The organism is Lewinella sp. JB7, from assembly GCF_024297185.1.
In the GTDB taxonomy this organism is placed as follows: Bacteria; Bacteroidota; Bacteroidia; order Chitinophagales; family Saprospiraceae; genus Neolewinella.
This window is the reverse complement of the sequence record NZ_JANCTD010000006.1, coordinates 178778-202731: the sequence shown is the minus strand read 5'-3', so window position 1 is coordinate 202731 and position 23954 is coordinate 178778. Positions and strand designations below refer to the sequence as shown.

Genomic DNA, 23954 nt, shown 5'->3' with positions numbered 1-23954 from the left:
GCACCGGTTACCAATTGAGTGTACCTTTGCTTGGCTTATGACACATTTAGATCTCAACGGCAAATCCCTCCTCATCACCGGCGGCACCGGCTCCCTCGGGAAGGCGCTTACGAAGCGCATTTTCTCGCAGTGGCCCGACGTGCGCCGCCTGGTCATCTTCAGCCGCGACGAGCAGAAGCAGTTCGTCATGGCGCAGGAGTATCCGAATAAGGCGTACCCGGCGATCCGCTTTTTTATTGGTGACGTACGCGACCGGGAGCGACTGGTGCGGGCCATGCAGGACATCGACTACGTCATCCACGCCGCGGCCATGAAGCACGTTCATCTGGCGGAGTATAACCCCTCGGAGTGCATCAAGACCAACGTGGGAGGTGCCGAGAACGTGATCTACGCTTGCCTGGAAACCGCCGTCGAGCGGGTCGTTGCGCTCAGCACCGATAAAGCCTGCGCGCCCATCAACCTGTACGGAGCCACGAAGCTTACCAGCGATAAGCTGTTCATCGCCGCGAACAACATCCGGGGCAGAAACCCCATCCGCTTCTCCGTCGTGCGCTACGGCAACGTGATGGGCTCCAACGGATCGGTGATCCCCTTTTTCATCAACAGGAAGGGGCAGGACTTTCTGCCGATAACGGATCCGCGCATGACGCGCTTCAACATCAGCCTGGACGGGGGCGTGGACATGGTCTTTCACGCGCTGGCCAACGCCTGGGGCGGTGAGATCTTCATTCCCAAAATTCCCAGCTACCGCATTACCGACGTAGCCACCGCCATTGCTCCGGAAATGGAACAACGGGTGGTCGGCATTCGTCCCGGCGAGAAGATTCACGAGGAGATGATCACGCCCTCGGACAGTTTTTACACCTACGACATGGGCAAGTACTACGCGATCGTCCCTTCGGTGCCGAACTGGAATCTGGAGGACTTCAAGCGGATGTTCGGGGCCCGGTTGGTGGAGACCGGCTTCAGCTACAACTCCGGCACCAATACGGAGTGGGTATCCGTAGAGGAACTCCGCGAATTCATCGTCACCCACGTCGACCCCGAATTCGCCGTATGAGCACCCGATCCATCCCCTACGGCCGGCAGAATATTACCGAAGCCGACATCGCCGCCGTCACCGAGGCGCTGAAAGCCGACTACCTCACCACCGGCCCCCGGGTCGACGAGTTCGAGGAAAAGTTTGCTGCCTACATCGGAGCTAAGTACGCCGTCGCGGTCGCCAACGGTACGGCCGCCCTCCACCTCTGTGCCCTGGCGCTGGACGTCGACGAGCACTCCCGGGTCATCACTACCCCCATCACTTTCGCCGCCAGCGCCAACTGCGTACGCTACTGCGGGGGCGAGGTTTGGTTCGCCGACATCGACCCGGAGACGCTGACGCTGGACCTGGAAAAGGTGCGGGAGCTCATCGAGTCCCATCCGAAGGGCTTTTTCACGGGCATCGTCCCCGTAGATTTCGCGGGCTACCCCGTCGATTTGGAAGCTTTCCGCGCCCTGGCCGACGCCCACGGTCTCTGGCTTATCGAGGATGCCTGCCACGCCCCGGGTGGCTGGTTCACGGACAGTAAGGGCATCCAACAGTGGTGCGGCAACGGAGCCTACGCCGACCTCGCCATCTTCAGCTTTCACCCCGTGAAGCACATCGCCAGCGGGGAGGGAGGCATGATCACCACCAACGACGCGGCCCTCTACGAACGCCTGAAAGTCCTGCGTACCCACGGCATCACCCGCGATCGCGGCAACCTGCGCTACCCCAATCACGGCGGCTGGTACATGGAAATGCAGCAACTGGGCTACAACTACCGCATTCCGGACATTCTCTGCGCGCTGGGCATCAGCCAACTTTCCCGGGCGGAGGAAGGCATGCAACGCCGTCAGGAGATCGCCCGGCGGTACGACGAAGCATTCAGCGGCGGGGACGCGGGAGCCATCCGGTTCCACGGCGTGCCGGCTACCAGTATCCGCCATGCTTTTCACCTCTACGTCATCGAAGTTCCCGACCGGCGCGGACTCTACGATCACCTGCGGGAGCACGGCATTTACGCCCAGGTCCACTACATACCCGTACACACCATGCCCTACTACCGCGATATCGGCTACGAAGACGCGGATCTGCACCGGTCGGAAGACTACTACGCCGGTGCACTAAGTCTGCCCATGTATCCCACGCTCACCGATGAGGAGCAGGATTTCGTGATCGCCCGGGTAAAGGAGTACGCGGGTGGGTAGGCTGGCCATCATTCCCGCGCGGGGCGGAAGCAAGCGCATTCCGCGCAAGAACATCCGGCCCTTTCTGGGTAAGCCGATCATCGCGTATTCCATCGCCGCGGCCCTGGAGTGCGGACTCTTCGACGAGGTCATGGTATCGACGGACGATGCGGAGATCTCCCAGGTGGCCACCTCCCTGGGAGCAGACGTTCCGTTCCTGAGGAGCGCCGAGACCAGTAACGATACCGCCACCACGCTTGATGCCATCACCGAAGTGATCGATGCGTACGGCGATCGGGGGGTGTCGTTCGCGTCGGTATGTTGCATTTATCCCGCCAGTCCGTTCGTGACCCCGGACTTACTGCGCTCCGGCTATGACCTACTGGAAAGACAGTCCTTCGACTGCGTATTTCCCGTACTACGCTACGGCTTCCCGGTGCAGCGTTCCCTGACCCTGAACGACGACAGGCGCATGCGCATGCGGTACCCCCACCACCTCACGAGCCGTTCCCAGGACCTCGAGCCGACCTACCACGACGCCGGTATGTTTTACTGGTTCCGACCGGAGCCCGTGCTGTCCGCCGGCCGGCTGTGGACCGACAATACCGGCTGCCTGGAGATCGACGAACTCGCGGCCCAGGACATCGATACTCCGGCCGACTGGAAACTGGCCGAATTCAAGTACCAATACCTCCGTCGTGGGTAAGCCGGTCGTCATTTTCCGTGCCGACGGCCACGCGGAAATGGGGCTCGGTCACTTGATTCGTTCCGCCGCGCTAGCGGAAATGCTCGCTCCGGACTTCGCCTGCTATTTCGCCTACCGGCACTGTCCTGCGGGTCTGAGTGACCAGATCGCCGTGTCCTGCTCCGGTACCCATCTGCTTGAGAGCGACGAGCCAACGGAGTTTTTGCGGTACGCTGAAGGGGTCGGTAACGGTCCCGTGATCGTGGTACTGGACGGGTACCACTTCGGTACGGCTTACCAACGATCCGTGATCGATGCCGGGCACCGACTGGTCTGCATCGATGATATTCACGCGTACCATTTCCTCGCCCACGTCGTGATCAATCACGCGGGGGGCATCCGGCCCGAAGACTATTCCGCCGAAGCGTACACCCGGTTCTGTCTGGGTCCCCGCTACGCCCTTCTGCGGAAGGCTTTCCGGGATACATCGCCGGTTAGGGCGGCCCTGCCCAATAAGTCCGGCTTCGTCTGCCTGGGCGGTGCCGACCCCCCCAACGCGACCCTTACCGTCCTGGAGGAGTGCGGGGTAGAATGTCCGGACTACACCCTGGACGTCGTGATCGGAGCCGCCTACGCTCACCGGGACGTACTGGACCAGTACTTGGCCGCATCGAACGCGCGGGTCCGCCTGCACCACGGGGTCAGCGCCGAAGAAATGGCCCGGCTAATGGCGGACTCCGACTTCGGAATCACCTCGCCCAGTACGGTGAGTTTTGAGTACCTGAGCGTGGGGGGAACCCTGTACCTGCTTCCCATCGCCGATAACCAGGCGGATATTTACGCCTACTTTGTTTCCGGCGGATTGGCCTTTTCCTTTGAGGATGACTTTCCCGTTTCGCAGGACCGCATCTTAGGGAGTCGGGAGAAGCGTGCCCTCCTGTTTGACGGAAACATTCAGCACCGGTATCGCCAACTGTTCACCGAACTTGCCATCCGATGACGATCACTCTTCTCGTTAGCGGGGCTCTGGGACAGACCTGTCTGGAGCAGATATTATCCACTCACCGGGTGAACTTCGTATTCACCGATCGGGGGTCGGCGTCCATTATCCAGACGTGCCGGGACCGTAATATTGGGTGCTTTGTCGGCAATCCCCGCGGCGGCCGGGCCCGGAGTGTACTGTCCGCGGCCGGGTGCGAGGTGTTGTTGTCAATTAACTACCTCTTCCTGGTGGACGAGGACATCATCGGGCTACCGTCTCTGTACGCCATCAACCTCCACGGGTCGTTACTTCCCCGCTACCGGGGCCGAACGCCCCACGTCTGGGCCGTCATTAACGGGGAGACGGTCGCCGGGGTCACCGCTCACCTCATGGCCCCGGAAATGGACGCCGGCGATATCGTAGCTCAGCGGGAAGTGCCCATCACCGATCAAATGACGGGCGCGGACGTGCTGAGTGAATACCAGCGCATTTATCCTATACTGCTGGGGGAACTGTTGGAGCGTATCGCGCGCGGGCAAATCCACCCGGTCGTCCAGGACGAACGACTGGCCACCTACTTTCCGAAGCGCACCCCCGCGGACGGAGCCATCAACTGGGCGTGGAGCCGCGAACGCGTGCGCAACTGGATAAGGGCCCAGGCCGCGCCGTATCCGGGAGCCTTCTTTACGTTTGCCGGAAAGCAGTGGACCGTTCACCGATCCGTTCCGGACCCACTGGGATTCCGGCACGAGAACCCGGACGGTCAGGTACTGAAGGTGGGAGAAAGTTACATCGTCGTAAAATTGACCAACGGTGCGCTGCGCATCGGCCCGTTCAACCCGGAAGAACTCCGGAGCTTTACCATCGGCGACCAATTACTATAACATGAACATAGGAAAGTTCCAGATCGGCCCCGACCACAGGCCCTTCGTGATCGCGGAGATGTCCGGTAACCATAACGGCGACATCAACCGGGCCCTGGATCTCGTCCGGGCCGCGGCGGAGGCCGGCGCCCATGCCCTGAAGCTGCAGACCTACACGCCCGATACCCTCACGATCGACGCCCGCGGCGGCCTGTTCGAAATCACCAACGAGGATTCCCTGTGGCGGGGGAAGAACCTTTACGAACTGTACGGAGAAGCCTATACGCCCTGGGAATGGCACGGAGAGATCTTTGATCTGGCCCGGTCGCTGGGCATGGTCGCCTTCTCCTCTCCCTTCGACGAAACGGCCGTCGATTTTCTGGAATCCCTGGACGTCCCGGCCTATAAGATCGCTTCTTTTGAATCCAATCATCACCCCCTGCTGCGCAAGGTAGCCGCTACCGGTAAGCCGATCATCATCAGTTCGGGTGCTTCGCGACTGGACGAAATCTACGAATCGGTCCGCGTTCTGCGGGAGGCCGGGGCGAAGGACATCTGCGTGCTGAAGTGCACCAGCACCTATCCGGCGACCCCCGAAAACACGAATTTGCGGACCATTCCGGTCTTCCAGTCGGTCTTCCCGGACTGCACGGTGGGACTTTCCGATCATACCATGGGCATCGGGGTATCCGTCGCGGCCGTTGCCCTCGGGGCCTGCGTGATCGAGAAGCACTTTACCCTGCGCCGGGCCGACGGGGGCGTCGACAGCGCCTTCAGTCTCGAACCCGAAGAGCTGCGGGCCCTGGTCACGGAAACCGAACGTGCCTGGCAGGGCCTCGGGGGCGTGCAACTGGATACCCAGAAAGCGGAGGAGAAAAGTCTGCAGTTCAAGCGGTCGATCTACGTGGTGCGGGATATTGCCGCCGGCGAGGAACTGACGCGGGAGAACCTGCGGGTGATCCGGCCGGGAGACGGCCTGGCACCGAAATACTACGACCAAGTGATCGGACGAAAAGCTACGCTGGACTTTAAACGGGGGACACCCTTCCGGTTGTAGGCTATCTTGGCCGCAATGAATATTCTCGTCAACGGATTCGCTACCCACGCCGTAGACGGCCTCGTGGCCAAACTCGCCGCAACGCCTCCCGTAGACCACGTGTACTGGATTCGGGACAACCTCGGAGAACGTCGGCTGTCTTCCGGCCCGGAAATTACCGTTATCGACCACCAGGCCGCCCTGGTTCTGGAGAGCGAGAACATGCCGTCCGTCCGGACGACGGTAGAATGGACCGACGCATTACTGGATCGGTACACCGCGATTAAGCCTACGGTACTGAAGATGCAGGACCGTCTCGAGCGTTACGGTCCCCCGGTAAGCGCTCCCACGCGGGAGGCCACCTTCCGCCGGCAGTTTCTGTACTGGCTCGGATTCCTTCGGGAATACCGCATCGAGGCTTTCGTCGCATCCAATATCCCCCACGAAATTGCGGACTACGTCATCGCGGAACTCTGCGGCGTACTGGGTATTCAGACCCTTTACTTCTACCAGTGGACGCCGGACCTCTTGCTACCCATGGCGCACTACCGGGAAATGGGGCAGCCCGCCACGCGACCGGCCGCGGTCCTGTCCGACGAGGACGCCGATATCCGTAGCGCCGTAGGCAACCGCATCAGCAGACAGCAAAGGGGCGAAGCGGAGGCACGACCCTTTTACGTGCAGGCCGGTAACATCGCGCGCCAGCGCCGCAAACGGGAGCAGCACTGGCTCACCCGGGCCGCGAACAAACTCAAGGGCGACTGGCGCAAACTGATCCGTCCGTCCGCACTCCGGTACGCCTGGTACCTCGGGATAGAAAAACGCTGGACTCAGCCGCGCCACGACGAAGCCTTCGTAAGACGGTACGCCGCCCTCGCCGACTCCACCCCCGACCTCGAGCGCCCCTACGTCTACCTCGCCCTCCACTACCAGCCGGAAGCCACTACCTCGCCGTTGGCCGAGCGGTTCGTCGATCAGTACCTGATGGTCGATGTGCTACTGGCCGCCTTTCCCCCCGAGGTGCACGTTTACGTCAAGGAGCATCCCGCGCAGCGACTGATCGGACGGGGAGCACGGTATTACGAGCTCTTTGGCAAATCCGCGCGGGTCCGCTTCATCGCGACGGAAGTGAGCAGTTCCACGCTTCAACAAAGGGCGGTGGCGGTCGCTACGGCTTCGGGAACCGTAGGTTTCGAATCCATGTGGAAGGGTATACCGGTACTGGCGTTCGGGTACACCTACTACGAGGGCGGTCCCGGGGTGTATACCGTACGATCGGTGGCGGATGCCCGCCGCGCGGCGAAACGGATTATGGAAGGTGATCACCCAGCGGCTTCGGATCCCGAAACCTTTACGCAAGAACTGGTAAAGCGGGCCCTACCCGCCAACGGTGATGGCTATTACCACGATAACTCCGTGCTTGGTCTGTCGGTCGGGCATAATGTTCGCGTGATTGGGAATGAGATCATCGCCCGACTCGCCGCTCCTGCGTCCCCGCCCTCATGACTACGCTGTTCGTATCCCTGCAGGGCATCAGCCCTATGCATCAGGCGACCGAGGAGGAGCTGTTGCAGCGGTACGCCAAACGGGGGGATCGCCTCTTCCTTCTGCATTGCGACGCCTGCCTGCTCACCTGTAGCCTCAACTCTACCCACAACCTACTGGGCTGCGCCGTATGTGATGCCCGGGCCACGCGTACCGCCGGCCGCGGTGGAGCCACCACGCTAAAACTGGACGGCTCGCTCTTTCCCGCCGGCTTTCCCGACCGGCTGCCCGCTGACCTGGAGGAATTGCTCGCGCTGGAGTACGAAGGCGTGAACATCGGAAGGGGGGTCGCGTCCTCCACCATCTCCGTACTGCGGGAGTACGCCGTAGAACCCCGGGGGAAGCACCAGGAACTGATTAGCCTGCAGCTCCGGAACGCGATCGGGGCCTTGCGCAATTACCAGCGGGTGATGGATACGGTACATCCTGATCGCGTCATCGTATTTAACGGCCGCCACTCCGAACTCTGGCCACTACTCGGCCTATGCCGGCAATGGGGTATCCCCTTCGCCACCCACGAACGCGGCGGCAGCGATCAACTGTACCAGCTCTTCGAGAACAGTCTGCCGCACAGCATCGCGACCCGCCGGCGCCTGATGCAAGAACTTTGGGAAGGAGCCGACCCCCGGGAACGGGTGGCCGCCGCGATGGACTGGTACGAGGCCAAGCGGCGGGGTCAGCACCGCGACGACCGCAATTACCTGAGCGATCAGCGGGCGGGTACCTTGCCCCAAAACTGGGACGAGCGGAAGCACAATATCGCGATCTTCGTTTCCTCGGAAGACGAGATGCAGGCCATCAAGGAATGGGTAACGCCACTTTTTCGGCAGCAGAATGAGGTCGTCTACCGGCTACTGAACGATCTGCGGGACGCGCCGGAGGTACACCTCTACATTCGCATGCATCCGAACCTGAAGCCGGTCGACAATCAGCAGACGCGCGAATTGTACGCAATGCAGCAACGGAACCTGACGGTGATCCGGCCGGAGGAAGCCTTCGACACCTACGCCGTGCTGGAAGCCGCCGACGTGGCCCTGTGCTTTGCTTCCTCGGCCGGCGTGGAGGCTACCTACTGGGGAACGGCGAGCGTACTCTACGGCCGCGCCTTCTACGAGGGCGAGGATGCCGTGTACGAACCCGCGAATTACGGGGAATTGCTCCACCTGCTTACCACGCCGGACCTTCCGCCGAAGCGCAGAGAGAACGTACTGCGGTACGGGTACTTCGTGAGCCACTTCGGCATCCCCTACACCCACACCCGGGTGGTCGATACGAAGACGGCCTACGTGCACGGAGAAAAGATTCGCCGCCTCACCCCCGCCGCCCTACGCAACCTCCTGCGCTACCTGCCCCAAATTCCCCGCTGGCTGCGCACCCACCGGATCGTGACGGGCCGAAAACTGCGGATTACGGAAATCGGAAAGTTGTACTCTCACTTACGGGAAAAGGCGTAGGTATGGGGATCATCCGTCGGCAGACCATCAAAAATAACGCGGTTTCCCTGCTGGGGGTGGCCATCGGGGCGGTGAGCCAGTTGCTCATCTACCCCCTGGATGTCGAGTTGAAGGGGCACATTGACGGCATCGTCAGTTTCGCGACCCTGCTGGTGCCTCTGTTGCTGCTCGGTACGCCGGCGGTCATGGTGCGCTACCTGCCCTACCTGCGGGGAGAGAACGAGGTAAGGAACGCCGGGCAACTACTGACCCGCAGCCTGGTGGTCTCCACGCTCGCCCTGCTGGTGATCGTGGCCCTCAATCTGCTGCTCGGCGATCGGCTCGCGGTGGGGCGGGGGGTGCTGGAGAACAGCCGCTGGACCATCATCGGCATTTCCGCTACCCTGGTGTACGCCGGAATCTTCACCTCCCACCTGATCAATTTCCAGCGGATCGCGCTACCGGTGATCTTCAACAATCTTCTGATCAAGGTAGGGGCACCGGTGCTGGTACTGGCCGCGGTCTACGGCTACCTGTCCGACCGCCAGGTAGACGGGTGGCTGGTGGTGCTGTACGGCTCGTCGGCGCTCGGACTCCTGCTGTACGCCTGGCGACTGGGCGTACTGCATCTGGGGTGGGGGAGTCTGGACCTGGACGGGGTACGCGTCAGGGAGTTGTACGGGCTCGCCGTGTACAGCGTCTTCGGGGCCATCGGGTCACGGCTGGCTGCCCAGTTGGATACGGTGAGCATCAATACCTTTCTGGGGGACGTCGACACCGGCATCTACGCGATCGCCAAGTACGTCATGAACGTGATCATCATTCCCACGGTGGCCATCAACGCCATCACCTCGCCGATCGTGGCCCGGGCCTGGCGGGAGCGGGATCTGTCACACCTCGGATTTCTGTACCGGGAGTCGGCCATGGTCCTCTACGCGGTGGGCGGACTCATCTACGTCGGGGCGGTCGTCTGCATGCCCTACGTGTACAACCTGACCGACGGACTGGAGGCCTACCGCATCGGGTACGCCTCCGTATTGCTGCTCGGCGGGGCGCAGCTGTTCGACCTCATGACCAGCATCAACGGCAACCTGATCGGTATGACGGACTACTACCGCTGGAACGTTATTCTAGTGCTTATCCTGGGCGTACTGAATGTTTTTCTCAATTATTTATTCATCGCCGTGCTGGGCTACGGCATGACCGGCGCGGCACTGTCGACCCTGGTCTCTTTACTCCTCTACAACATTCTGAAGGTGGGCTTCGTGTACTGGAAGATGCGACTGCAGCCCCTGACAATGAGCCTGTTGTACACGACGCTCGTACTCGTAGGCTGTGGACTCGCGGCCTGGTTCCTGCCCCTGAATGCCCGCTCATCGGTGCAGGTAATTGTGCGGGGAAGCCTCGTGTGCCTACTCTTTTTCGGCTATCTGCGCTTCACCAACGGGGTGCCGGCCCTGCGGCGGTTGTTGACTAATGGGGTCGGAAAGATGTTCACCTGACGCATGATCGAGCTACTGTCCACGAATCCCCTGCTCCTGCTCTTCGCCGTGATGGCCATCGGCTACGGCCTGGGGGAAGTACGGGTGCGTGGATTTAAACTGGGGGTCGCGGCGGTACTCTTCGTCGGACTGGGCTTCGGAGCCCTCGATCCCGGACTGGAAGTGCCGCAGTTTATCATCTTTCTGGGGCTGGCGATCTTCGTCTATACCGTCGGTCTGAGCTCCGCCCCGGCCTTCTTCGCCAGCTTTCGCCGCAACGGTTTCCGCGACATCTACTTCGCCACGGGCACCGTTTTGCTGTCCGCCCTGCTCGCTTACGGGGTCGGTCAGTGGTTCGCCTTCGATGCGGCAACCACCAGCGGGCTCTACGCCGGGGCCAGCACCAATACTCCCGCCCTGGCCGGTCTGCTCGACGCCATTCAGAAAAACGCGCCGGTGGACGGGCGGGACGTCATGAGCCAGCAGGCGGTAGTCGGCTACTCACTGGCCTATCCACTCGGGGTACTGGGCGTGATGCTCGGTCTGTTTGCCCTCCAACGCCTGTACCGTATCGATTACGCGGCGGAGTTCCGTACCCTCCAGAAGGAGTACCCGATGGGGGAGGAACTCGTCAGCCGGACCTTCCGCGTCGAGCATCCGGATCTGGCGGGGCACACCCTGCGGGAGTTCCGCCGTCGCCACCCGGCGGGCGTGGCCTTCGGTCGCATGATGCACGAAGGGCAGACCACCCTCACCACCTGGGACAGCCGACCCGAGTACGGCGACCTCATCGTACTAGTGGGGCCCCGCGACGCCATCGACGAAATCGCCCCCCTCGTAGGTCCGGCCGTAGAGGGGCAGCTCAATCACGACCGGTCGATCTTCGACGTGCGTCGCATCTTCGTATCCAACGATGAGATCGCGGGCAAGACCATTGCCTCCCTCAATCTGCAGGAAAAGTTCAATGTCCTCATCACGCGCGTGCAACGGGGTGACATGGACCTGCTCGCCAGCGGCGACACGGTGCTCGAACTCGGCGACCGTATCCTGCTGGTAGCCCACCGCAATGACCTGCCGGAGGTCTTCCGCGTGTTCGGCAACAGCTACGAGGCGCTCTCCCGCGTCAACCTGCTTTCCTTCGGCCTGGGCATCACCCTGGGTCTTCTCCTCGGCATGATCACCTTCGCCCTGCCCGGCGGCTATTCTTTCAGTTTGGGCTTCGCGGGCGGCCCCCTGATCGTCGCGCTCCTGCTCGGTCAGCTGCGGCGTACCGGTCCCATACTCTGGACCTTACCCTACGGTGCCAACCTTACCCTCCGGCAACTCGGCCTCATCTTCCTGCTCGCGGGCATCGGTATCCGCTCCGGCCAGACCTTCTACCAGACCCTGCAGACCGATCTCGGTCCTAAGCTGTTTCTCGCCGGTGGCGCGATTGCCCTCATCACTACCGCGGCCACGATCGTGGTCGGTTACCGTCTGTTGCGCATCCCCTTCAGCTTTCTCGGCGGCATGGTCGGCAGTCAGCCCGCCGTCCTCGAGTTCGCGGTGGAGCAGGCCGGCAACAAGTATCCCACCATCGGCTACACCCGCATGCTACCCGTCGTCCTCATCGGCAAGATCCTGGCCGTGCAGTTGCTGTATAATATGCTGAGCTAGGTCATCCCCCCCATCCACTCGTCTTCAAAAACTAATATACTCCCCCGGGTCCACCGCCCGTCCCTCGTGCCAGAGCTCGAAGTGCAGGTGGGGTCCCGTACTCTGGGTACCCGTGTTGCCGATGATGGCGATGGCCTCCCCGGCCTTGACGCGGTCGCCGACCTGTTTGAGAAGCTGTGAATTATGCTTGTAGAAGCTGATGAGGTTGTTGTCGTGCTGAATGCCGATGACGTTGCCGTGGGCGTTCGTGAACTCCGACATGAATACGATGCCGGCGCGGGTAGCCTTGATGGCCGTATTCTGGGGCGCCAGGATATCCACTCCGGTATGTTCGGAGGTGAGGTTGAAGGATGCACTCACCTCCCCGTTTACCGGCGCGACGAGGTACACCTGCGCCAGGGACACGACATCCGTCACGGGGAGTGGGGGAGGGGCCGTCGCGGTGGGCCGTAGCTGTCCGTTTCTTTCCTGCTCCAGTTCGCGGCGCAGCTGAATTTCGGCTTCCGAGGGGGGCAGGGCGGTCACCTCTTCCGGGATTCCCACCGCGTCGCTCTGGTCGATGCTGTCGGCCGTGATGGCTTCTCCCAGCACCGTGCGCTTCAGATTGTTGATGTAGAGATCCTGGGCTTCCACCAGGTCGCTCAGTTCGCCGACCATAGACTCGAGTTCCTCCAGTTCCTGTCGCTCCACCACGTTGCCGTAGCCGGGGATGTACTCGCGCAGGGGGGTGAAGGTGATGAGCAGGAACACCAGCGCGGCCACCACCAGGAGTAGGGTCGACAGAAGGAAGTAGAGGTTCAGGGGCGTCAGGTGGTAGCTGGCAATTTCCTCGTAGTTCTTGACGTCGCGCACCAGCAGTTGGTACTCCGCCCGGCTTCGGTCCTTCAGCCGCCGCCAACGGTTCGCTTTTGCCTTATTTTCCTGCATCTTATCTTTATTTTGGGCGGGCCCGCGGGTGCAAGGTAGCGTACAATAAAGCAAGCCTTTGGGGCACTTTCCCCGGAGCAGACGGCGTTTGCCCTAAGCAATTCAACGTCCGGTAGGGTAGATCCGTTATCCGGGCGTGCGCCGTGGCAGACCTAAAGAACAAACGAATTTGAAGAAGATAACGCAGCTTTTCCTGCTACTGTTGGTCCTGCAACTGGTCCTGACCGCTTGCTCGTCCACGAAGAGCCGCGAAGATCAGGGGATCGTCGCCCGGGCGTGGCACAACATGAACGCTCACTTCAACGGCTACTTCAACGCCCGCGAGATCATGGACGAAAGTCTCCTCGCCCTCAACGAGCAACACGCCGACAACTACAACCAGCGGCTGGAGATGTTCCCCTTCCTGGCCGTCGACAATCCCAGTGCCGTCGCTGCCGAGCTGGATCGCGCCATCGAGAAGGTTGCCATCGTGGTCAAAAAGCACCCCTACAGCAACTGGACCGACGACAGCTACCTGCTCGTCGGGCAGGCGCAGTTGCTGAAGCAGGATTACGAAGGCGCCGAGCGGACCCTCAACTTTACCGTCAACGAATTCCGCCCGCGCCCCGAACGTCGTAAGGGGAAGAAGGGGAGCTCCGAAGAAACGGAGGAGGACGAGTTCGAAAGCCGCCGCGAAGTAGCCACCAGTCAGACGCAGAACCGCCGCGATCGCCTGCGGGCCCGCCGCGACGCCCAGCGCGAACGCCAGCGTACCATCAAGCAACGGGAAAAGGAAGCGAAGGCCGCCCAGAAGGAACGCGAACGGGAACGAAAGGCCAAAATTCGCGCCCGGAAGAAGGGCATTCGCCTGCCGACGAAAACGCCCGTAGACACCACCCGCGCCGAAGGACTGGAAAATGAGCCGGAAGCGCTCGCCGAAGACGATACGGCGGACATGGAGGAGGGCCCCATCGGCATGATCTCCATTTTCAGCAACCGCAACGAGGCCGATGCCTCCGGCGGTGAGTACGGCAAGAAGTCTGGCAGTTACCTACTCAAACACCGCCCGGCCTTCCAGGAAAGCAGACTATGGCTCGCCTGGACGCTCATAAAGCGGGATAATTTCGACCGCGCCCAGATCATCCTCGAAGACCTGCGCAACGACCGGGGTACCTACGCCGACGTACGCCGTAAGGCCATCGCCGTGCAGGCCTACCTCTACCTCGAGCAGGAGCGGTTGGAGGAAGCTATTCCCTTTCTGGAGGCCGCCGCCGATGTCGCCGAAGAACGCAACGAGCGGGCCCGCTACTACTACATCGCCGGTCAGCTCTACCAGGAACTCAGCCAGCCGGGCTCCGCCCTCGACGCTTTCCGGCAGGTGGTGGCCAGTAAGCCCGCCTACGAATTTGAACTCGGTGCCCGCATCAACATGGCCCAGAATGCCTACCTGAGCGGTGGCGGGACCTCCGCCGACGCCCTGCGCGAACTCGAGCGGATGGTGAAGGAGGAGAAAAATCGCGACTACGAAAGCCAGATCCTGTACTCCATGGCCGGCATCGCGCTCCGGGACGGGGACGAAGCCGCCGGTTCCCGGTATCTGCGTCGGGCCCTCGACAGCCCCAGCGGCGGCGGAGCTACCCGTACCGAAGCCTACCAGCTACTGGGCGATATGGCCTACGAATCGGGGGATTACCTGGGGGCGAAACTCTACTACGACAGCACCCTCCAGGTGATGGGACCCGCGGACAGCCGTTACGTGGGCACCACCGATCGCCGGGACCGGCTCACGGGCATTGCCACCAACATCCAGGAAATTACCCTCAAGGACAGTCTCCTGCGCATCGGCACCCTCCCGGATGCCGATCGCCGCAGCTGGGCCGAGGAGGTCTTCGAACTCCGCCGGGCTACCAACTCCGCGGCTAATTACAGCACCCCCGCTACCCAGGGTAGCCTGCCGGTTGCCAACGCCGCCGCTTCGGCCTCCACCCTGTCGGGCAGCAGCTTCTGGGGCTACAACGATCAGATGATCCGCCGGGGCGGCCGCGACTTCAGCCGCCGCTGGGGCGACCGCTCCCTGGAGGATAACTGGCGACGCAGCAACCGAACCGACGCCGGACTCTTCACCGACGAGGGCGACCTCGCACCCGGCGACCCTACCCGCCGCGAAGTGCAGCTGGCCACCGAGGACGAGATCAACGCCATCCTGGCCGATATCCCTACCGACGAAGCCACCCAGACCGCCACGCGCGACGAACTCGCCGCGGCCTACTTCAATCTCGGACGGGAGTACCGGGATCGCCTGGAGGATAATCCCCGGGCCATCGACGCCTTTACCCAACTGAATACGCGCTATCCGGGCTCAACCCACGAAGCCGAAAGCTGGTATTACCTCTATCTGCTCCACAAACGGGAGGGCAACGTCGCCGACGCCCAGCGCTACGCCGGAGAACTGAACCGGAAGTACCCCGACAGCAAATTTGCCCGTCTGACCAACGATCCTTCCTACGCGGCCGAACTGGTGGGCGAGGAAGGCCGCCGCACCCGCGAGTACGAGACGGCTTATGCAGCCTTCGAGCGCAACGATTACCAGCAGTCCGAGCAGCTTATCGCCTCGGCCCTGCCCGCCCTGCCCGGAGACCACCCCCTGCGGGCCCGGTACGAACTGCTGCGTGCCATGGTGGCGGGCAAGCTCCAGGGACGTGCGGCCTACGTAACCGCCCTCCAGCAAGTAGTCGCCGATCACGACGGCAGCCCGGAACAGATCCGCGCCCGGGAGATTCTGCGGTTGCTGGGCGAGAGCGGCGCCCGTTTGCCCGGCCGTGCCGTCACCGCCGGCGAGACAAGCTTCCGGGAGAGCATGGACGAAATCCACTACGTGCTTGTCGTATTCGACAACAGCAACGCCCCCCTCAACGAGCTGAAGGTCGAACTGGAAACCTACAACCAGAAGTACAACAAGCTGGACCGCTTACGCTCGACTCCTATCTTCATCGGGCAGGACAACGAAACTCCCGTACTGGTCATGCGCCGCTTCAAGAGCGGTAGCGAAGCCATGGACTACTACGAGATCGCCCGGAAGAACACGGGCGAATTTTTGGCCGATAGCGGGCAGGCCTACCAGCTGTACCCGGTTTCCCAAACGAACTACCGCGAGATCCTCAAGGCCCGCTCCTTCGCCGGGTACGGGGAGTGGTTCGAGCAGCACTACTGAAGCATCCGGCGTGGTTAGTCGACGTCAAAGACCCAGCACCGGTGGAGGTTCTTCTTGCGAAAGTCGGGGGGTAGGGTCTGGGCGGTAATCTCCCGGGCAAGGCCGGCAAGTTCGTCGGCCAGTTTGAATTTACGGTAGTTCGTGCTGAAGTACAGACGCCCCCCCGCGGCGAGGCGGGAGAGGGATCCTTCGATCAACCGGACGTGATCCCGCTGGGTGTCGAGTACGTCGGCCATCATTTTCGAATTGGAAAAGGTGGGTGGGTCCAGCACGATGATGTCGTAGCGTTCCGTGACGGGTTGGGCCAGCCACTGGAGGGCATCGGCACGGATAAAGCCGTGATCACGGGAATCGATCCCGTTGCGTTCGAAATTACGTCGGCCCCAATCCAGATAAGTATTGCTCAGATCCAGATTGTCGACCCGGCCGGCCCCGGCCGTAGCCGCGTACACGCCGAAGGAGCAGGTGTAGGCGAACAGGTTCAGTACGCGTTTGTGCCGGGATTGATCGCCGACCATGCGCCGCGTAGCCCGGTGGTCGAGAAAGAGGCCGGTATCCAGGTAGTCGCTCAGGTTGACGAGGAATTGTCGACCGTATTCCGCGACGGCAAATTCCTCCTGACTGGCTGCGAGCTTTTCGTACTGACGGTTTCCCGATTGCCGCTGACGTACCTTGAAGTGTACCCGTTCGGCGGGTATGTCCAGTACTTCGGTCAGGTGGGTACGGTAGGTTTCCGTAAGGTCCCGTTCGCCCCGCTCGTACACCGCTACGTAGAGCCGGTCCGCGTAGCGGTCGACCGTAACGGGAAACTCATCCAGGTCGGCATCGTAGATTCGGTAGGCTTCCAGTTGCTGCCGGCGCGCCCACTTGTCGAAGTGGCGTGCCATTTTGCGCAGACGGTTACGGAAGGGGTCAAAGTCGCTCACCAGTCGATGCCTTTGCGAAGTAAGGCGAGGGTATCGGCCTCGGCGCTGCCCGGTACCGGGCGGTAGTCGTACGTCCAACCGGCTAGTGGAGGCAGGCTCATCAGGATGCTTTCGGTCCGGCCGTTCGTAGTAAGGCCGAACTTGGTTCCCCGGTCCCATACCAGGTTGAACTCCACGTAGCGGCCCCGCCGGAGTTCCTGCCAACGGCGCTGCTCCGGGGTGAAGGGTTTATCCTCATTTTGGCGCAGGAGTTCGAGATAGGTCGGGGCGAAGGTTTTCCCGACGGCGGCGGTGAAGTCGAATAACTGTCGTTTGCTTTTCTGCTCCGCAACGGGTTCGAGCCGGTCAAAAAAGATGCCTCCTACGCCGCGGGTCTCGTCGCGGTGAGGAAGGAAGAAGTACTCGTCCGCCCACTTCTTAAACCGGGTGTAGTAATGAGGATCGGCCGCGTCGCAGGTGTTTCGTAGTTGTTGGTGGAACCAGCGCGCCTGTTCCCGGTCTACGTAGTGGGGCGTCAGGTCGATGCCTCCGCCGAACCAGTAACGCCCCCCGTCCAGTTCGAAGTAGCGCACGTTCATGTGAATGATCGGTACGTGGACATTGCGGGGGTGGAGCACGATGCTTACCCCGGTAGCGTAGAAGGAGGTTTCCCCGGGATCGGTATGGAGGCTGGCCGCGGCGGCGGGCGGTAACTCTCCGTGCACCGCGCTGAAGTTGACTCCCCCCTTCTCAATGGCATCGCCCAGCAGGACCCGTGCCCTTCCGCCACCGCCTCCCGGTCGGTCCCAGCTGTCTTCCGTGAAGGTTCCGCCGTCGGCGGCCGCGAGTTGATGACAAATATCGTCCTGCAACTCCTGAAAGTACCGGGTGATCTCGTCGCGTCCGGGATCACTCATCGAGCGCGGCTTTAGTGGCGGCAACGTTTTTCTTGGCGCTTCCGATGAATATGCGGTCGCCGACGACGGTGACCGGGCGCTTCAGGAAGGTATACTCCTCCAGCAACAGACGCCGGTAAGCCGCTTCCGTGAGGGATTGATCGGCCAACCCCATACTCCGGTATTTCATGGCCCGACGACTGAACAAGGGTTCGTACCCTCCGGCAAGTTCGGCCAGGTGATCGACCTGTGCCGGAGTGAGCGGATCTTCCTTAATGTTGACGACCTCCAGCTCCGGGTATTCCCCGATCTCGGAGCGAATGCGCTGACAGGTCTTGCAGTTGCTGAGTTGGTACATAATTGCCATGGGGCAAAAGTAGGGTACTAGGCCGACTGTGACCGCCACTCGCGGGCAAAGAGGCGGAAGGCGTCCTCGGCGCCGCTCACCGCCTGCTCGATGGCTTCGTCCGTCGGTTGCAGCTCGTGTAGCAACTCTACGTAGGATCGCCACTGCTGCAGTCCCCATTCGGACTGCTCCCGGTAAAAGGGGAAGGGGGCGTGGGCACTCAGGGCGGGATTCGCGCACAGTTTGCGATAAATAATGCTACCCCCCAGACTTGCGCCCTCCAGGACGTACAGCGTGCCGATGGCCCGTTCCCCGTTCATTGCTCCTGCGCTCCGCGCCCCCGAACCCAGCGGAAAGCGTGGACGATAGCGGTAACGTGCCGTGGTAAAATCGGCGACGGTCGGTTCCAGGGTCTCGTGTACGCGCCGTTGCCAATCGATCAGGGTCAGGTACTGCTCGGAGGTGAGGGTGCCATCCATGATCTTATCCCCCCAGGTGACCCGCTCCAGCTCCGTATGCAGGGGCCGGGTCGCGGTGCGGAGACGCTCGAGTAGGGGAGACTTCATGCTGCTCGGTATGGTGATGCGATAGTGGGCTAGGCGGCACCGGAAACCCGATCCCGGCCGTCGGAATCAAAGGTGTGCTGGTTTTCGGGATCGAGGTAGAAGTTGAAGGTCACTCCGAGACCGTCGTTGGTCACCCAGACCTTACCGTTGTGGCGGCTGACGATACGTTCGACGATGGCCAGTCCGATCCCCGTACCCTCCGTCTTACTATTGGAGGAGATCCGGCTAAACATCTGGAAGATCGTATCGCGGTATTCGTCTTCAATGCCCGGGCCGGTATTGCTCACGGTATAGATGGTAGGCTCGAAACCTTCCTCCGGACGACGGTAACCGACCGCGATGCCCAGAGAACCGTCCTCATCCGCCTGCATATACTTAAGGGCGTTCGATATTAGGTTCGTATACAGTTGCCGGAGAAGCCGGCGGTCGGCGACCACGGGGGGCAGGTCCTTATCGACGCGCACGGCAAAATCTTCCTCCCTGGCGTATACGGGGCGGCTCTCGTTTACGACTTCGCTGACGAGTGGAGCGACGTCTACCGGTGACAACTTCAGGCCGCCGCTGCCGACACGGCTCAGCTCCAGGATATCGGTGATGAAGGTATTCATCTGGTCTACGCCCCGCTGAATTCCCATAATTAGGGTACGAGCGTCATCGGTAAGAACCTCCCGGAACTCTTCCTCCAGAATTTCGGCGTAACCATTGATGGCCCGCAGCGGAGCCCGCAGGTCGTGGGACACCGTATAGCTGAAGGTTTCGAGGTCCTCGTAGGCTTTTTTAAGTCTTTCGTTGATCTGTTTGACCTCAGCGTAGTGCTGGATCATACTGTTGATGATCGTGATACGCAGCGTGTAGGCCGCGTCGATCTCCGCCTGCTGCCAGGGGGCGCTACAACCCTCCATCGTCTCGACGTAGCGTTGGAAGCTGCGCCGGGGACCGAGACGCCGGGTGCCTTCCCGGGAAAGAATTTCTTCTTTTTCCGGCTTTCCTCCCCAGGTAATCTTGCGGGTGAGCCCCGGCCGGAACCAACAAATCCAGTCGGCGTGGTCGGGATTGAAGTAAATGATCATGACCCCGGCGGCGATATCGCAGTGGGGGGCGAAAGCGGGATAGTCGCGGCTAACGGAATCATTTGAGTAGATGAGGCTGTCGTGATCGACTCCGTTATTATTTACCCAGTCGATCAGTCCCAGGATATCCTCCATGGGAGGAGTTTCTCCCTTAGTTTCCTGGCGACCCTCGAAATTTATGACCGCGCCGGTGGTATCGTTGAAAATATTGAGTAGGGTGTATTTCCCCTCCAGGAGCCCGGTAAAGAGATCGCGGGTTTTGGTGATGTGCTCTCCGATCGCCAGGCGGACGAGGTTACGGGTCAGGGTTTGTTCGCGGTACCGCCCGGCGGCCTGGAGCGAAAGATGACCGCTGAAGATCTGGCCGATGAACTGTAGCAGATTGCGCAGCGCGTAGTCTACGTTCTTCGGCGAGTAATGGTGCAGCGCGAACAGGCCCCAGAGTCTGTCACCGAGCACGATGGCTACGCTCAACGAGTTGTTGACGCCCATGTAGCCCAGGTATTCCAGGTGAATGGGCGAAACGCCCCGGCTACCGGCCATCGTAAGGTCGAGGTATTCGTCCGTGACCGCCTCACTGCTGTGCACACGGGAGGGCGACTGGCTAATGTCGGAGATGAGCCGCACGCGATTTTTGAGGTACAGTTCGCGGGCTTGCTTAGGAATGTCGGTGTGGGGATAATGCAATCCGAAAAAGGGCTCGAGATCGTCGGCAAGAGCCTCGGCGATGACCTCTCCGTTGTAATCCTTGTCGAAACGGTAAACCATTACACGATCGTAGCCCGTCAGCTGCCGGATGATGGTGGCGGTTTCAGTAAATAGCCGGTCGTGGTTGCTGATGTTCTGAATACGGGCTACCGCGCGCGCCAGCAGTTGCTGATACCCGGAAGTCTGCAGATCTTCCGTGGCATTTTCAATTTCCAGCAGAATGCGTGACCCGTCCCGGTGAACGATTACGTTTTTGAGGGACTGCTGCCCGTCGATTCGAAAAAAGGTCTGAATGGGATTGAGCGACTCGAAGCCGTCTTCCCGGGAGAGTCCCAGGCCGATCTGTTCGATGAGATCGCGGGAAAAGATGCGGGACAGTGGCTGGTCAATAATGTCCTGCCAGTCAATGCCGAGGTAACGGTCGGTGTTCTCGCTGACGTACCGCACGGTTAGGGAGCCGGCATCGGCGGCGATAAGGCAAGCGAAAGCCTGCACTACCTGAATATGACGGAGGGGTTCGTGGTCACAATTCTCCAGATCGACCCTATAGGGATAGACTTCTCTGACCGAGCGTGCTACAGGGTCGTGATTGATTTGCATTCAAAAAGTTGTGTAACCGACGACGCGGCTAGTGAGGGTTTACGACGGGTCAGTCGTGAAGGGGCTTCAGCCGATTAGTCTTGATCCAAAAGGTATGGATGGAACCCACCAGATCGCGCAGGTCCTGGAACCGATTGGGTTTGACCAGATAGCCATTGGCACCGCAGTCGTAGGCCCGGGCGATGTCCTGGGGCTCGTCGCTGCTCGACATGATAATGACCGGTAAATTTTTTGTGCGCTCGTCCGATTTAATCTTCTCCAGAAGTTCCAGGCCGTTCATGCCCGGCATCTTGATGTCCAGAATGGCCAGCCGCGGCAGGGCGGACGCATCGTCCTGACCGGTGAGACCTAAATAAGCCTCCGTTCCGCTTTTGCACCATACCAATTCGGGAGGAGAATCCAGCCGGCTAAGCGCGCGCTGGAAGAACTCGGCATCCGTTGTATCATCCTCGGCAAGTAGGATCTTGTTGGCGTACATGGTAAGTTTATGAGGTTGACAGTAAAAGTAAAATAATCGCAGGAACTCATCCTCCCGTCCGGGGAAGATTCGCTGAAATAACGGAACAGTCGGCTAAATTGTTTGACCCGTAATTACCGGAGGCAGATCCGTATAGAAAAAGAAGGTGGCCCCGCTGCCCGGTTTGCTTTCAATGCGCACTTCTCCGTTATGCCGACGGATGATACGGCGCACCACTGCCAGTCCTACTCCGGAGCCGGCATAATCATCGTTCGTTACGAGACGATTGAACATGCCGAAGATCCGCTGGTGATGATCCTCATTGATGCCGATGCCGTTGTCGGCGATGTAGAATTCCCCATCTCCGAAGGTATTGCGGCGAACGAATCCGACCTCGATGGTACTGATGGCCTGTTTGGAGCTGTACTTCACCGCGTTGCTCAGCAGGTGCTTGAACACGAGCAGCAATTGGTTACGGTCTCCCCGCAGCGGAGGGAGGGGCTGTTGGAGCTTGACCTCGATGGGGTGCCCGAGCTGCTTGGTCAGATCGGCCACGGCCGAGCGGACCAGTTGCGCCACGTCGCAATCGTTCACGACCAGGTTCACCCGGCCCACCCGGCTCAGCTCCAGGATATCCGTGATGAACTGGTTCATGCGGGCGGCATTGAACTGAATCGTGCGGATGAGCTCGCGGGCATCGAGTTCCATCTTCGATCCGTATTCCTCCATGAGAATTTCGGCAAAGCCGTCGATACCCCGCAGGGGAGCCCGTAGGTCGTGGCTGACCGTGTAACTGAAGGCTTCCAGTTCGTTGTAGGCCGCCTGGAGTTGCCGGTTGATGTAGGTCAGTTCGCTGTACCGCTCGATGACTACGTTGCGGACAAAGGCGTGAAAGTCACGAATGCTGGAGAGCTGTTCGTCGGTCCACGGTAAGCTGAAGCCTTCGCGCACTTCAATGGTCTTGGTGAACCGTTCCCCGGGCTTGCCGTCGCCGTCGCGGCTGCCGTATACGACCCGGTCCACGTGCTCGGGGCGGAGCCAGAGGATCCATTCGGTACGGCGGGCGTTGAGGGGGGCCAGTAGGATGCCGGCGGCGCAGTCGCGCAGGTCCCGTGCGGGTGGATAGACGCCCTCGAGGTGGTCGGTGTAGTAAATCTCCTTTTCGCCGTGCTCCTGACGGGCCCACCGTAGGATTTCCCGCACCTCGTTTTCCCCGGGCGTGCAACCAAGGCTGAGGTAATTGTCCTCCACCAGTACGGCGATGCCGCCGGTGTGGGGAATGTAGTCGATCAGAGAGGGGTCGGGTTTGGAGAAGCCCTCCACCAGGCTGGAGGCGCGGGCGATGTTGTTGCGAATGCGGGCCCGTAGGTGGTCCGCATCAAGTATGCGCCGGTTGGCGAGATTGGCCGAGAAACTGCTCAGATCACGACTTACCTGAATGCCGAACAGGCGAGCAAAGGTGCGCAACTGGTAGTCCAGGTAGAGGGGCTCCCGGGACTGGCAGGTAAAGACGCCCCACACCTTATCCCGGATCGTGAGTGAAATGGTGACCTGCGTAGATACGTGAATCTGTTCCACGAATTCCTTCGCCGCGGTGTAGGTCGTACGGCAACCGAGGACGTAGTTGATCAGTTGCGCCGCTTCCCCCGGATCTCCGATCAGGGCGGCCGGCGGCTGGTCGGATACGGTATACTGAGACACGGGTTGCTGAACGTGTAGGCGGTAAGCCTCCTCGGGATAGTCCTCCTTCCGGAACCGAACGCCCAGCAGGGATGGCAGGAGGTCGTTCTTATGCTCGTATTTAACGATGCCGTCGCCGGTCACTTCGTCGATCTGGTACAGCATGGCGCGGTCCAGACCGAGCGTACTGGCTAGCAGCCGGCACGCATCGCCCAGCATTTCCGCTTCGGAAACGGCGCGGGCGAACAGTTCGGAGGCCTCCAGCAGGCGCAGGTCCCAGTTTTCTCCGTAGACCTTCGGTGAGCGGGGTTCGATCTCGAGCAGGATGCGATGACCGGCACTGAAAACGATGGCCTGACGGTTGCCCCACCGTACGGGTTGACCCTCGTGGAGGGGCAGGGGGGGGGGAAGGTACTGGTCGGCCATTCTGCGCATGGCTAGAATGGTGTCCGGGGAGAACAGACTGGTCAGGGTTTGGTCTACCCAGGTATCGGCTTCTTCCGTACCTACGGCTCCCGCGTTCGCGCCCACTACCTGTTGCAGGTTGTTGCTGTGGGCACAAATGTGCAGGGTCGTGGCGTCAAAAATGACGACGCAGGCGTAGGGCTGAATCTGATTGTCGGCGGGCATTTGTGCGGAAAAGAGTAACTTATCAGTTAAGCGTATTGGGCGGAGGCCATGTTTAGCAGCCAAATGTAAAAAAGGCCGGCCCGGGTA

The 23954-nt window shown here is 61.0% G+C and carries 19 protein-coding genes; 11 read left to right on the top strand and 8 right to left on the bottom strand.

What is annotated here, in order from left to right:
- The first annotated feature begins 37 nt into the window (after positions 1-37).
- From pseB to NMA52_RS12425, 10 genes are read left to right on the top strand one after another with little or no spacing between them, the layout of a single operon-like run.
- Positions 38-1060, top strand: a complete 1023-nt coding sequence (pseB, locus tag NMA52_RS12470; protein ID WP_254828011.1) for a UDP-N-acetylglucosamine 4,6-dehydratase (inverting) — start codon at positions 38-40, stop codon at positions 1058-1060.
- The gene (pseC, locus tag NMA52_RS12465; RefSeq protein WP_254828010.1) at positions 1057-2232 is read left to right on the top strand and encodes a UDP-4-amino-4,6-dideoxy-N-acetyl-beta-L-altrosamine transaminase; all 1176 of its coding nucleotides are present in this window, start codon (positions 1057-1059) and stop codon (positions 2230-2232) included. The genes pseB and pseC overlap by 4 nt, the downstream gene beginning before the upstream one ends.
- On the top strand, positions 2225-2917 hold the full coding sequence (gene pseF / locus NMA52_RS12460) for a pseudaminic acid cytidylyltransferase (RefSeq protein WP_254828009.1): 693 nt from the start codon (positions 2225-2227) through the stop codon (positions 2915-2917). Before pseC ends, pseF begins: the two co-directional genes overlap by 8 nt.
- Positions 2910-3896, top strand: a complete 987-nt coding sequence (gene pseG / locus NMA52_RS12455; RefSeq protein ID WP_254828008.1) for a UDP-2,4-diacetamido-2,4,6-trideoxy-beta-L-altropyranose hydrolase — start codon at positions 2910-2912, stop codon at positions 3894-3896. The genes pseF and pseG overlap by 8 nt, the downstream gene beginning before the upstream one ends.
- Positions 3893-4762, top strand: coding sequence for a methionyl-tRNA formyltransferase (locus NMA52_RS12450; RefSeq protein ID WP_254828007.1), 870 nt, complete (start codon positions 3893-3895; stop codon positions 4760-4762). The genes pseG and NMA52_RS12450 overlap by 4 nt, the downstream gene beginning before the upstream one ends.
- A 1-nt stretch (position 4763) precedes the next feature.
- Positions 4764-5798, top strand: a complete 1035-nt coding sequence (gene pseI, locus NMA52_RS12445; RefSeq protein WP_254828006.1) for a pseudaminic acid synthase — start codon at positions 4764-4766, stop codon at positions 5796-5798.
- A 15-nt stretch (positions 5799-5813) separates the two neighbouring features.
- Positions 5814-7283: a hypothetical protein gene (locus NMA52_RS12440; RefSeq protein ID WP_254828005.1), complete on the top strand. Its 1470-nt coding sequence runs from the start codon at positions 5814-5816 to the stop codon at positions 7281-7283.
- On the top strand, positions 7280-8776 hold the full coding sequence (locus NMA52_RS12435) for a hypothetical protein (protein WP_254828004.1): 1497 nt from the start codon (positions 7280-7282) through the stop codon (positions 8774-8776). Before NMA52_RS12440 ends, NMA52_RS12435 begins: the two co-directional genes overlap by 4 nt.
- A gap of 2 nt (positions 8777-8778) precedes the next feature.
- The gene (locus NMA52_RS12430) at positions 8779-10257 is read left to right on the top strand and encodes a lipopolysaccharide biosynthesis protein (protein WP_254828002.1); all 1479 of its coding nucleotides are present in this window, start codon (positions 8779-8781) and stop codon (positions 10255-10257) included.
- A gap of 3 nt (positions 10258-10260) precedes the next feature.
- A complete protein-coding gene (locus NMA52_RS12425; protein ID WP_254828001.1) occupies positions 10261-11892 on the top strand; it encodes an aspartate:alanine exchanger family transporter in 1632 nt (543 codons plus the stop codon).
- 24 nt (positions 11893-11916) lie between these two features.
- Here the strand turns inward: NMA52_RS12425 and NMA52_RS12420 are convergent, their stop codons facing one another.
- Positions 11917-12819 (bottom strand): M23 family metallopeptidase, encoded by a 903-nt coding sequence (locus tag NMA52_RS12420; RefSeq protein WP_254828000.1) that lies wholly within the window; start codon positions 12817-12819, stop codon positions 11917-11919.
- A gap of 169 nt (positions 12820-12988) precedes the next feature.
- Here NMA52_RS12420 and NMA52_RS12415 point away from each other — a divergent pair, with 169 nt between their 5' ends.
- Positions 12989-16009, top strand: coding sequence for a tetratricopeptide repeat protein (locus NMA52_RS12415; RefSeq protein ID WP_254827999.1), 3021 nt, complete (start codon positions 12989-12991; stop codon positions 16007-16009).
- 14 nt (positions 16010-16023) lie between these two features.
- Here the strand turns inward: NMA52_RS12415 and NMA52_RS12410 are convergent, their stop codons facing one another.
- From NMA52_RS12410 to NMA52_RS12380, 7 genes are all read right to left on the bottom strand, one after another.
- On the bottom strand, positions 16024-16935 hold the full coding sequence (locus tag NMA52_RS12410; protein ID WP_254827998.1) for a class I SAM-dependent methyltransferase: 912 nt from the start codon (positions 16933-16935) through the stop codon (positions 16024-16026).
- Positions 16932-17831, bottom strand: coding sequence for an oxygen-dependent coproporphyrinogen oxidase (gene hemF, locus NMA52_RS12405; protein WP_254827997.1), 900 nt, complete (start codon positions 17829-17831; stop codon positions 16932-16934). Before hemF ends, NMA52_RS12410 begins: the two co-directional genes overlap by 4 nt.
- Complete coding sequence (locus NMA52_RS12400; RefSeq protein WP_254827996.1) at positions 17824-18177, bottom strand: arsenate reductase family protein; 354 nt, start codon at positions 18175-18177, stop codon at positions 17824-17826. Before NMA52_RS12400 ends, hemF begins: the two co-directional genes overlap by 8 nt.
- Positions 18178-18194: 17 nt before the next feature.
- Complete coding sequence (locus NMA52_RS12395; RefSeq protein ID WP_254827994.1) at positions 18195-18722, bottom strand: biliverdin-producing heme oxygenase; 528 nt, start codon at positions 18720-18722, stop codon at positions 18195-18197.
- Positions 18723-18751: 29 nt separating this feature from the next.
- On the bottom strand, positions 18752-21100 hold the full coding sequence (locus NMA52_RS12390; protein WP_254827993.1) for an ATP-binding protein: 2349 nt from the start codon (positions 21098-21100) through the stop codon (positions 18752-18754).
- 49 nt (positions 21101-21149) lie between these two features.
- Positions 21150-21578, bottom strand: a complete 429-nt coding sequence (locus NMA52_RS12385; RefSeq protein WP_254827992.1) for a response regulator — start codon at positions 21576-21578, stop codon at positions 21150-21152.
- 93 nt (positions 21579-21671) lie between these two features.
- Positions 21672-23867 (bottom strand): ATP-binding protein, encoded by a 2196-nt coding sequence (locus tag NMA52_RS12380; RefSeq protein WP_254827990.1) that lies wholly within the window; start codon positions 23865-23867, stop codon positions 21672-21674.
- Between the last annotated feature and the right edge of the window lie 87 nt (positions 23868-23954).